The organism is Bradyrhizobium sp., from assembly GCF_035309285.1.
Classification (GTDB): Bacteria; Pseudomonadota; Alphaproteobacteria; order Rhizobiales; family Xanthobacteraceae; genus Bradyrhizobium.
Genome location: NZ_DATGFH010000041.1, coordinates 1 through 9,773, shown reverse-complemented (window position 1 = coordinate 9,773; position 9,773 = coordinate 1). Strand labels below are relative to the sequence as shown.

At 63.3% G+C, this 9,773-nt stretch carries 12 protein-coding genes; 5 read left to right on the top strand and 7 right to left on the bottom strand.

What is annotated here, in order from left to right:
• The 3 genes from VKR55_RS08380 to VKR55_RS08370 all read right to left on the bottom strand — a co-directional run.
• The coding region (locus VKR55_RS08380; protein ID WP_324401676.1) for an NIPSNAP family protein at positions 1–365 on the bottom strand (365 nt) is incomplete at its 3' end.
• 79 nt (positions 366–444) lie between these two features.
• Positions 445–1,110, bottom strand: a complete 666-nt coding sequence (locus tag VKR55_RS08375) for a DsbA family oxidoreductase (RefSeq protein ID WP_324401674.1) — start codon at positions 1,108–1,110, stop codon at positions 445–447.
• 57 nt (positions 1,111–1,167) lie between these two features.
• Positions 1,168–1,989 carry a helix-turn-helix domain-containing protein gene (locus VKR55_RS08370; RefSeq protein WP_324401672.1) on the bottom strand — a complete coding sequence of 274 codons (822 nt, stop codon included), beginning with the start codon at positions 1,987–1,989 and terminating at the stop codon, positions 1,168–1,170.
• A 99-nt stretch (positions 1,990–2,088) separates the two neighbouring features.
• Between VKR55_RS08370 and VKR55_RS08365 the strand changes: the two genes are divergently transcribed.
• Positions 2,089–2,307, top strand: a complete 219-nt coding sequence (locus VKR55_RS08365; RefSeq protein WP_324401670.1) for a hypothetical protein — start codon at positions 2,089–2,091, stop codon at positions 2,305–2,307.
• Between the two features lie 38 nt (positions 2,308–2,345).
• Positions 2,346–2,744, top strand: a complete 399-nt coding sequence (locus tag VKR55_RS08360) for a hypothetical protein (protein ID WP_324401668.1) — start codon at positions 2,346–2,348, stop codon at positions 2,742–2,744.
• 47 nt (positions 2,745–2,791) lie between these two features.
• On the opposite strand, the gene VKR55_RS08355 is transcribed toward VKR55_RS08360, so the two are convergent.
• From VKR55_RS08355 to VKR55_RS08340, 4 genes are all read right to left on the bottom strand, one after another.
• On the bottom strand, positions 2,792–3,520 hold the full coding sequence (locus VKR55_RS08355) for an SET domain-containing protein (RefSeq protein ID WP_324401666.1): 729 nt from the start codon (positions 3,518–3,520) through the stop codon (positions 2,792–2,794).
• 236 nt (positions 3,521–3,756) lie between these two features.
• Positions 3,757–4,755 (bottom strand): SIS domain-containing protein, encoded by a 999-nt coding sequence (locus VKR55_RS08350; protein ID WP_324401664.1) that lies wholly within the window; start codon positions 4,753–4,755, stop codon positions 3,757–3,759.
• A gap of 11 nt (positions 4,756–4,766) precedes the next feature.
• Complete coding sequence (locus VKR55_RS08345) at positions 4,767–5,723, bottom strand: N-acetylmuramic acid 6-phosphate etherase (protein WP_324401662.1); 957 nt, start codon at positions 5,721–5,723, stop codon at positions 4,767–4,769.
• A gap of 19 nt (positions 5,724–5,742) precedes the next feature.
• Positions 5,743–6,666, bottom strand: coding sequence for a glucosamine kinase nucleotide-binding domain-containing protein (locus VKR55_RS08340; protein WP_324401660.1), 924 nt, complete (start codon positions 6,664–6,666; stop codon positions 5,743–5,745).
• Positions 6,667–6,793: 127 nt separating this feature from the next.
• Between VKR55_RS08340 and nagA the strand changes: the two genes are divergently transcribed.
• The 3 genes from nagA to VKR55_RS08325 all read left to right on the top strand — a co-directional run bounded on the left by nagA (position 6,794) and on the right by VKR55_RS08325 (position 9,671).
• Positions 6,794–7,978 carry an N-acetylglucosamine-6-phosphate deacetylase gene (gene nagA / locus VKR55_RS08335; RefSeq protein ID WP_324401658.1) on the top strand — a complete coding sequence of 395 codons (1,185 nt, stop codon included), beginning with the start codon at positions 6,794–6,796 and terminating at the stop codon, positions 7,976–7,978.
• Entirely contained in the window at positions 7,979–9,184 is a 1,206-nt protein-coding gene (locus tag VKR55_RS08330) for an aspartate kinase (protein ID WP_324401655.1), read from the top strand.
• Between the two features lie 121 nt (positions 9,185–9,305).
• A complete protein-coding gene (locus tag VKR55_RS08325) occupies positions 9,306–9,671 on the top strand; it encodes a Rieske (2Fe-2S) protein (RefSeq protein ID WP_324401653.1) in 366 nt (121 codons plus the stop codon).
• The last annotated feature ends 102 nt before the right edge of the window (positions 9,672–9,773 follow it).

The window sequence follows — 9,773 nt, the reverse complement described above, 5'->3', positions numbered from 1 at the left end:
AGCGGCCTGGCCCGGTAGTTGCGGAGCTCGTAGATGTTACCGGTCGAGCTGGGTGCGACCGGCGGCCTGATCGCGTTCATCAGGCGCACCTCCTGGCGAACGAGCAGTGGCCGGATCAGCGGAATGTATTCGCTGGTCCAGCGCGCATTCTTCGCGAGCTCCGCCCGTAGCCGCGCCCGCTCGTTGAGATCGGCAAAACTCCACATGTGCATGACCTGATTGAGCGGCCCGATCTCGGTGAACCAGTAACCCTCGAGCTTGCCGAAATTGTTGCCGCGGATGTCCCGCGACACCGTGCTCGCGGCTTTCACCATGTCGCCGACGGCGCCGGGCTTCAACGTGTAGGTCCGCAACTCATAGATCATGACGTCCTCCCGCTTTCTTTCTTGATGTCGAACAAAAAGCCCGGCACGAGGCCGGGCTTTGAGAGCTCGTGGCAGTGGCCTACTCCGCCGCCTGCGCATTCAACTCCGCCGAGACCTGGCGGATCGCGCGGGCGAGCAGCTCGGCGGGCTGTGCACCCGACACCGCATATTTCTGCGCGAAAACGTAGGTCGGCACGCCGGAAATGCCCTTGTCGGAGGCCTCCTGCGCCCAGCCGGAGATCAGCTCGACGTCTTCATCGGTCGCAAGCCGCTTGCGCACGTCCTCGGCGTCCAATCCGACATCGGCTGCTGCCTGCACCAGCACGTCGACATCAGTGAGATCGCCGCCGTCGCGGAAATACAACTCCATCAGCCGCTGTTTCATCTGAGCTGCCTTGCCCTTGGCTTCCGCCCAGTGGATCAGGCGATGACAATCGACGGTGTTGGGCTGACGCTTCACGCGCTCGGGATGATAGGAGAGCCCCTCCTCGCCGGCCGCGGCAACGACGCGCCCCGCAATGCCCTTGTAGGCCTCGGGCGAGCCGAACTTTGCGGTCAGATATTCGTCGCGGCTGATGCCCTCGCGCGGCACCCAGGAATTGAGGAAGAACGGCCGCCAGTTCACTTCCACCGGCACGTCGGAGGCGAGCGCCAGCGCGTCCTCGATCCGTTTCTTGCCAATATAGCACCAGGGGCAGACCACGTCGGAGACGATGTCGATCTTCAGCGGTTTCAGCGCGCTCATGTGCATCCTCCGTCAGGGAACCCCAAAGCTATGCCGAAACGGTGCCGATACAAGGCGCTATTTCATATGGGCAGCCATCTCCCGCAGCCGCCGCGCCGTCAATTCGTCGGCCGGAAAGAAGGTTTCCAGCGCGAGCTCGGAGAGCGTGATGTCGACGGGCGTGCCGAACACCATCGTGGTCGAGATGAAGCTCAGCACCTCGCCCCGGTGACGGAGCTTGAGCGGGATCGCGACACTGTCCGGCTGCACCGGGCCGGATCGCGCGGGGATCGGATAGGACTTCAGGTCCTGATAGAGCTTCAACAGCTCCGGATCGGCGGTGGCCTCGCATTGGCGATGCAACCGCTCCAGGAGATGCGCGCACCATTCGGCGAGATTGACGGTGCGCGGCGCGAGCCCCTCGGGGTGGAAGGCGAGCCGCAGGATGTTGAAGGGCTGGCCGAGCAGCCGCTCCGGCACGCCCTCGAGCAGCGGCGCCACCATGCGGTTGGCGGAGACAAGATTCCAGTGCCGGTCATAGGCCAGCGCCGGATTGGGCTCATGGGCCTTCAGCACCAGGTTGATCGCCTCGCGCGCCGATTTCAGCGCGGGATCATCGAGCGAGCGCTGCGGAAAGGCCGGCGCGAAGCCCGCGGCGACGAGGAGCACGTTGCGATCTCGTAAGGGCACGTCCAGTCGCTCCGCCAGTTTGAGGACCATTTCGCGCGACGGCGCCGAGCGGCCGGTCTCGACGAAACTCAAATGCCGCGCCGAAATCTCGGCGTCGACGGCGAGGTCGAGCTGGCTCAAATGACGACGCTGCCGCCATTCGCGCAAATGCTCGCCAATATGAATGGGGGTCGGTCGTTCGGCTCGCGCCGTGGATGCGTGTGCGTTCATGCTGGAAAACCTATCACGCGAATTTCGTCCCTTCCATTACGTGGCAGGTAATCGAATTGGCGTAGGCGGCCGATCATCTTCCAGGCACAGGAGATGACCATGCTGATGCTGTCCCTCGTCCGCTCCCTCGCCGTACTGGTCGCACTGGCCGCAAGGCTCGCAACCTGGCTTCTGGCACGCTCCCTCAACATGCCCGAGCCCTTGGTGCAGGCCGCCGGCCTCTTCGTATTCGTGCAGGTCCAGGCTTTCGAGACCAGCGTCGGCAAGTCGCTCTGTCCAGTCCGCCTGGCGCGCCGCCTGCGCGCCTGGCTCTGCTGACCCGCTACCACCCTGCTAACGAAGAGGAGAGACCTGCCATGATCATTACGTCACCCTTCCTGCGCCGCGCGCTCATTGCCGACGCCATCTTCAGCGGCTTGGGCGCCGTCGGGATGACGCTCGATGCCGGGACGCTGGCGCCGCTGTTCAACCTGCCGGAAGGGCTGCTGCGCGAGACCGGACTGATCCTGATTGCCTATACGGCGCTGGTCGGCTGGCTCGGCTCTCGGCCGTCGGTGCCGAGGCCACTGGTCACGGTCGTGATCGCCATCAACGCGGTATGGACGGTTGCCAGCATCGCGCTGCTGTTCTCGGGCGCGGTGTCGCCGAACCCGCTTGGCGAGGTCGCTATTGTCGCGCAGGCGATCGCGACCGGCGTCTTGGCGGAGCTGCAATATATCGGCTTGCGCCGGAGTGCCGGCGCGGTCGCAGCGTAAGTTGACACGGTGAAAAGCCGGTCCGGGAGCGTCCGTCCGGATCGGCTTCACGCCGCCGCGAGATCGAAACCGTCGACGGCTTTTCCGTTGGCAAGATGGGCGGCGGCTTGCTTGCCGTTGGCGAACTTACCATTGGCAGCCTTACCATTGGCAGCTTTGCCATTAGTAGACTTGCCATTAGCAGACTTGCCGATCGCAGATTTGGCGTTAGCCAGCTTGCCGTTCGCCCGCTTCTTCGAACCGCCGTTCAGCTTCTCGAGCTTCTCATTGACCCTGGCGAGCTTCTCGGCGAGCCGCTTGGCCTTGCGCTCGGCCTTCTCCAGTTCGCGGACCCGCTCGGCACGGGCTTCGGCGCGCTTCTTCTTCCGCTTCTTCTCGCAGGCCTCGCATTTGCAGCCGATCGGCTTCAGATAGGCCTTGAAGTAGTCGGTGCCGTAATCGTAGTTGATCTCCTCGCCCGGCTCGATGTTCTTGATGGCGCGGATATAAACCTTGCGCTTGCGGGGCTTGACGTCGCTTTCGGCGTTCGGCCGGCAGGCATGGTTGATGTAGCGGGCGATGTTGGCGCGGACCGAGCCATCGACGGTCCAGCGGTTGCTGAGCTCGAACAGGTACTTGTTCTCGATGTCGTCGTCTTTTTTCTTCTTCGAATCCAGAAGCGGCCCGAAATAGCGGATGATCCGGGTCCCCTTCCTGATCGGTCTTGTGGCGAAGAGGCCAAGCCCCGTGCGGGAACGGCCTATGCGATAGGGTTTGTTCGGCGAAATGGCAGGCATGATATGTTCAAGAACTGACGCACGACGGACGGCGGCAAAGTCGACGCCGTTCTTCTAAAACGATTCAACGCGGATGTCAGGTATTCTCTTTTGATTCGATGAACCTTCCCCAGCTTGCACGGCGCCAAGGCCTGTGCAAGGCGAGAGCTCCTGCCCGAGGGAACATCGAATGCGCCAACTTCGTCTGAGCGGCCTGATCGTGCTCGTGCCCGAGGACGATCTGCGGCAGACTGCTGTCAAAACGTCTCGGTAATCTTGCTCAGGCGGGGCGGACGATCCGGGTCAAATCCGCAGGCGCGCGCCGTCTGCTCGATCATCCGATAGGCCGGAACGAGCATGGTGATCGGGTCGGTTGAGGGGTCGTCCTCGGCCAGCCAGGGCAGCGAGCCACGCGGTCCGCCGCATAGATGCAGCGCGATCTTTTGCTCGCGCAGGTCTTCTGCAAGCGCGTCCACGGTGGCCGCCGTTTCATCCATGAGGCGCATCATGACAACCGGCGTGCGCGACGATAACGCGGCTCGCGGCCCGTGCTGCAGCTCGGCGGCGCTCAGACCAATGGAAGGCAGGCGCAGGATTTCCGAAAGTTTGAGCGCGATCTCCCGCGCCGAGCCCAGGCCCAGGCCCCGCGCCGCCACAAACACCGCTGACGCCTTGGCGAGATCATCGGCAATCTCGGACCAGTCGAGCGCCAGCGCGCGGTGCAGGCGCTCGGGCAGCCTGTCGAGGGCCGACCGCAGCCCACGATCGTCGGCCAGTTCGGCAACAAGTCCGGCGCCGGCGGCCATCGAGCCGATCACGGTCTTGGTCGCCGCTACGGAGTGCTCCTGGCCGGCTTCGATCGGAACGACGAACTCCGCTTCGTCAGCCACCGGCGATGACGTCGCATTGACAATGGCGATGGTGCGGGCGCCCGCGGCGCGCGCCGACCTGGTCGCCGCCACAAGATCGGGGCTGCGCCCGGATTGCGAGATCACGATGAACAGCGCATGGCGCAGCATCAACGGCGTGCGAAATGCCGTGATCACCGAAGGAGCGCTGGCTGAAACGGGAAGGCGAAGCCGCGTCTCGACAAGGTATCTTAGGAAAACCCCCGCATGCCCGGAGCTTCCCCTGCCGCACACGACGCACAGGGGAGCAGAGCCAATCCCAATTCGCTGCGCGATGTCCCGCGCGGCGGAGCGGTTACGAACAATTTTGGCGACAACATCGGCGCTTTCCCCGATTTCGCTCGCCATCGCGGATGTCGTCACGGCTTGACCGATCCGCGTTGCTTGCGCGCCGCGGCGACCTTGGGATGCCGGTCACGATCCTTGTCACCATCCTTGGCGAGCTCGGCAAACACGCGCCGAAGGTTACCGTCACAGTTTTTCAGAATGGTCTCGGCATCAATCCTGTCGACACCCAACGTCAGAAGGACTGCCGTCTTGATGTCGCCCTCGGCCTGCTCAAGCGAGCGTGCCGCGTGCGACGGATCACAGTGCGCGATTTGCGCCACCATGGCCTCGGCGCGCCGCTTCAGCTTGGCATTGGTCGGCTGCATGTTCACCATCATGCCGCGATACACCCGGCCAAGGCGCAGCATGATCCCTGAGGAGATCAGGTTGAGCACGACCTTCTGCGCGGTGCCTGCCTTCATTCGCGTGGAGCCGGCGATCAGCTCGCGGCCGGTCTCGATCAGAATAGGAAACTTTGCCGATGCCAAAAGTGCGGTGCCTGGATTGTTGGCAACACCGATCGTCACCGCACCGAAAGAGCCTGCCCGTTGCAGCGCCGCGACCGTGAATGGCGTTGTCCCGCTGGCGGCAATGGCGATCACCACGTCATGCCGAGTGAGGCGCGCGGCATTGATCTGCGCGACCGCATCATCGACATCGTCCTCCGCGCCCTCGATGCTGGTGACGAACGCGCTGTCTCCGCCGGCGACGACGAACCGGACGCGCTCGTTGGGCCAGGCGAATGTCGGCGTCAGCTCGGCGCCGTCCTGGACCGCCACGCGGCCCGATGTGCCGGCGCCGACATACACAATGCGCCCGCGATCGCCCAGGGCCGCCTTCGCCGCTTCGGTCGCCGCAGTGATCGCGGGAAGGGCATGGCCGATCACCGCGACTGCCGCAAGCTGGCCCTCCCACATCGCTTCCATCGCTGACGCCAGCGACCATGCATCAAGATCGGCAAAGCGGGGATCGACTTCTTCGGTCGCCATATAGTTGATCCATGCGCCCTTAAATGCGGAACTTTGAAGCCTGTTCATGGTCAGTTTCTCTCTTGGGCAGGTCAAGCCGCCCTCGCGCCACCAGTAACGCGCCGGCCGCCGCATCGGCGTCAGGGCGCCTCAGGCGGGCGCGCAGGTCAGGCGTCAGCCAGGGCGTAACCGCATCCGCGAGCCCGCCCACCAGCGAGAGCCGGTCAATTCCTCTCGCCAGGAACAGATCGAGCAGATCGCCGATGGCGTCGGCTGCGCGTTCGACAATGCGACGGCCGACCGGGTCGCCCTGATTGGCGTGCCGCATCACAATCGGCGCGAACGCAGCGTAGTCTGTGGCCCTGGCTTCTTCAGACCAGGCCACCGCCTGGTAAGGATCATGATCGAAAGCGCCAAGCACCTCTGAAAGCAATGGCGTCAGCTCGCCGCGGCAATCCGCGGCCCGCAGCGCCAGTCGAACAACCTGGAGGCCGATATCGGCGCCGCTGCCTTCGTCCGAGACCGGAAACCCGTAACCCGCGAGACGAATTTCGCGGCCGTCGATCAGGCCGACACCCACTGAGCCGGTGCCCGCTACGACAATGGCCCCGTCCGCGCCGCTATGGGCGCCGAGACAAGCCGCCAGTCCGTCGCTCATGAAGACGACAGATGCGAAGGGATGCGCGATGTTGTTAAGCGCCGCTTCCGCGCCCCGGCGACCAAGACCGGCAAGCCCAATTCCGGCGCGCATCCGCGCAAAATCATCGTGCGTCAGTCCGGCCTGTGCGGCTGCCGCTTCGGTGGCCTCCATGATCGACCGCCATGCCTTATCGAGGCCAATCCGCGTCGTGGCAGGTCCTGAGCTCGCTTCACCGAGTACCCTGCCGTTTTCGTCCTCGATCCGGGCGCGGCAACGGGTTCCGCCGCCATCAATGCCGAGATACGTGGTACCTTTTGCTCCCATCGAAGTTAACGCGGGGGTTTCGTTCCGGGTCCTCCCAAAGTCCCTTGGTGTACATATGAAATCTTGTGTCAGTCTTGTGCGGGACTCTCCTCACGAGTCCGTGACTGTCATTCTCGGATGAATATTGATGGGCCAAGCTGGGTCTTCCGTCTCTCTCACGATTGCCGCGCAGCACATCTTTGATGGTATCGGCATGCGCGGGCCGGGGTCCGTCAGGATCTCGCAGGGGCGGATTGAAAACGTCATCCTTGGCGAGGCAGGGGCGCGCACCTCAATCCACCTTCCCCGAGAGGCGATCCTTGCACCCGGATTCATCGATACCCAGGTGAACGGAGGCGGAGGCGTTCTTCTCAACGACCATCCAGCCGAGGTTGGCGTTCGACGCATCGTTGAAGCGCACCGCAAGGCGGGGACCACGGGCTGCCTGCCGACCCTCATCACCGATCGCAGCGAGGTCATCGAGCGATTGGCTGCAGTCGCCCAGGCTTGTCTGACGATTCCCGGCGTGCTCGGCTTTCATCTGGAAGGGCCGGCCCTCAACAGGTCTCGCAAGGGCATTCATCCGGAATCCGAGATACGCGTGCCTGATCGGCGCGATATCGCCGCCATCAAAAGCTTTGGCTGCTGCGGCCGCTCGATCGTGACCTTGGCCCCGGAATGCGTGCCGGCTTCCATGATCGATGAATTGATCGCCGCCGGATTGCGTGTCGCGGCCGGCCACAGCGACGCCACCGCAGCCGAAATCGGCAAGGCGATCGATCGCGGTGTCTCCGGGGTGACTCATCTGTTCAATGCCATGTCGCAGTTGAGCGCGCGGGAGCCAGGATTGGTGGGCGCCGCGCTTGAGGACGACCGGCTGTTTGCAGGGATCATCTGCGACGGCATCCACGTTGACCGCGCCGGTTTGTGTGTTGCCTTCCGCTGCAAGGGACGCGATCGATTGATGCTGGTCACCGATGCCATGCCATTGGTGGGCACGAACGCCCGGCAATTCATGCTGCAAGGAAGGCAGATCACGTTGCACGAAAATCGCCTGACCGGCCCCGGCGGCACGCTCGCCGGCGCTCACCTCACCATGATCGAGGCGGTGCGCAACGCTGTTTCGCTGCTCGGAATCTCCCTTGCCGATGCCCTCATCATGGCCTCTCGGACGCCTGCGGCATTTCTGGGCCTTGCGTCCGAGCTTGGACGGATCGCGCCCGGATACCGCGCCGACCTTGTCGCCTTCAATCCGAACTTTGAAGTCATCGGCACATGGATAGGTGGAGTCGGTTCGATGAACGAGACGAGCGAAGCTTTTCACCGAGGTTAGATGCGCAACCATCCCATCATCGTGCAAAAATATGGCGGCGTCTGTCTTGAAACACCGGCGAAAATTCGCGCGGTCGCGCGCAGTCTCGCCGACCTGCATGGCCGTGGTTATCGCGTCGTGGCGATCGTCTCCGCCATGGGCAAGACCACCGACCAATTGATCCAGATGGCTTATCAGGTCAGTCCTGCTCCCAATCGCCGTGAATTCGACATGCTGCTCACGACCGGTGAGCGCGTCAGCATGTCCCTGACCAGCATGGCGCTTTCCGATCTCGGCGTGCCCGCGATCAGCTTCACCGGCAGCCAGGCCGGCGTGATGACCGACGACTCCCATTCCTCCGCACGCATTCTCGATGTACGGCCCATTCGGGTGCGTGAGGAACTTGATCGTGGGCGCGTTGTGGTGCTGGCAGGATTTCAGGGCGTGAACCCGGCGACCAGGGAAATCACCACGCTCGGCCGGGGCGGCAGCGATACCACGGCCGTCGCGATGGCCGCGGCACTGAAAGCCGAACGCTGCGAAATCATCAAGGACGTCGACGGAATTTGTTCGGCCGATCCGCGCATCGTGCCGGATGCAAGGCCCCTGCGGCGCGTGGACTTCGCATCCCTATCCGAAATGTGCTTCCTGGGCGCAAAGGTCCTGCATTTTCGCAGCGTAGAGCTGGCGCAAAGTCAGGATGTGCCTCTGGTTCTCAAGCGATGGGGTGACGCCGAACACAGCACGCAAGTGATGAAAGAGGTTGCAGGCATGGAAAGCGGAAAGGTTCTGGCCATCAACTCGATGGCGCGCATTGAGCACGTGGAAATCGATTCCAAGGATCTCAATCAAGGCTTCGAGAAATTCGCGCAGCATCTCAAGCAAAACAGCCTGTTCTGGCCGCAGCTCCTCGCCTCGAGTTTCGCCGCGGGAAAAACCAGCATGACCGTTGCCAGTGATTCGGAGTGGCTCGATGCCCTGTTGCGTACGCTGGAGCGACGCACGGATATGCGCAAGCAGCGCGAGGCTTCAAGCTCGGTGAGTCTCACCTGCTTCGGCGGCGTCTCGTCGGAATTGCCGTTCAGGGCGTTGCAGGTTCTCGGACACCACGGGATTGTCCCCGACAGGTACGTTTTGTCGCCGCACTCGGTCAGCCTGTTTGTCCCTGTGGAGAGCCGGGAGGCCGCGGTCAAGGCGCTGCATTCACTTGTCCAGCAAACGCCATAGCCAGCCAAGCGCTGACGGCACGCCACGCCCGCTTTTTTGAGCCGCTGCCGGCCCCGCCGCGGATTGACATGGACGCGTTCGTGGCGCCTCCTTCAGCGAAAAGCGGTTACTTGGAGGATCTATGCCGGAATATCCTGCGGGAAACGTGACCGATTACGCCGACGGCGACCGCAAGGTCATCGACTGCGGCGAGTTCGAGGTCGGAGTCTTCAAGATCGATGGTGAGTTTTTTGCGTGGCACAACCGCTGCGCCCATCGCGCCGGGCCGGTCTGCCAGGGCCGCATCATGAAGCGCGTGATCGAGCCGGTCGCCGACGACGGCACGACGCGCACGCTCGACTATGACCCGACGGAAACCAATATCGTCTGCCCCTGGCATGGCTACGAGTTCAACATCAAGACCGGCTGCCATCAGGGCAGCACCCGCTTCCGGCTGCGAAAAGCGGAGTTCTCCATCCGCGAAGGCGAGATCTATGTTCGGATCTGAGGCTGATCGCCCAAACGATGCTTATGGCTGGATCGACCGGATGGCTCCCGACCTGCTCCGCGCCTCGCGTGAGCTGGTCGAGAGTAACGAAGCCGCCCGCGT

Coding starts and splice junctions, on each gene's coding strand:
- VKR55_RS08375 (WP_324401674.1), bottom strand. CDS start 1,110: ATGAGCGCGCTGAAACCGCTGAAGATCGACATCGTCTCCGACGTGGTC.
- VKR55_RS08370 (WP_324401672.1), bottom strand. CDS start 1,989: ATGAACGCACACGCATCCACGGCGCGAGCCGAACGACCGACCCCCATT.
- VKR55_RS08365 (WP_324401670.1), top strand. CDS start 2,089: ATGCTGATGCTGTCCCTCGTCCGCTCCCTCGCCGTACTGGTCGCACTG.
- VKR55_RS08360 (WP_324401668.1), top strand. CDS start 2,346: ATGATCATTACGTCACCCTTCCTGCGCCGCGCGCTCATTGCCGACGCC.
- VKR55_RS08355 (WP_324401666.1), bottom strand. CDS start 3,520: ATGCCTGCCATTTCGCCGAACAAACCCTATCGCATAGGCCGTTCCCGC.
- VKR55_RS08350 (WP_324401664.1), bottom strand. CDS start 4,755: ATGGCGAGCGAAATCGGGGAAAGCGCCGATGTTGTCGCCAAAATTGTT.
- VKR55_RS08345 (WP_324401662.1), bottom strand. CDS start 5,723: ATGGCGACCGAAGAAGTCGATCCCCGCTTTGCCGATCTTGATGCATGG.
- VKR55_RS08340 (WP_324401660.1), bottom strand. CDS start 6,666: ATGGGAGCAAAAGGTACCACGTATCTCGGCATTGATGGCGGCGGAACC.
- nagA (WP_324401658.1), top strand. CDS start 6,794: ATGGGCCAAGCTGGGTCTTCCGTCTCTCTCACGATTGCCGCGCAGCAC.
- VKR55_RS08330 (WP_324401655.1), top strand. CDS start 7,979: ATGCGCAACCATCCCATCATCGTGCAAAAATATGGCGGCGTCTGTCTT.
- VKR55_RS08325 (WP_324401653.1), top strand. CDS start 9,306: ATGCCGGAATATCCTGCGGGAAACGTGACCGATTACGCCGACGGCGAC.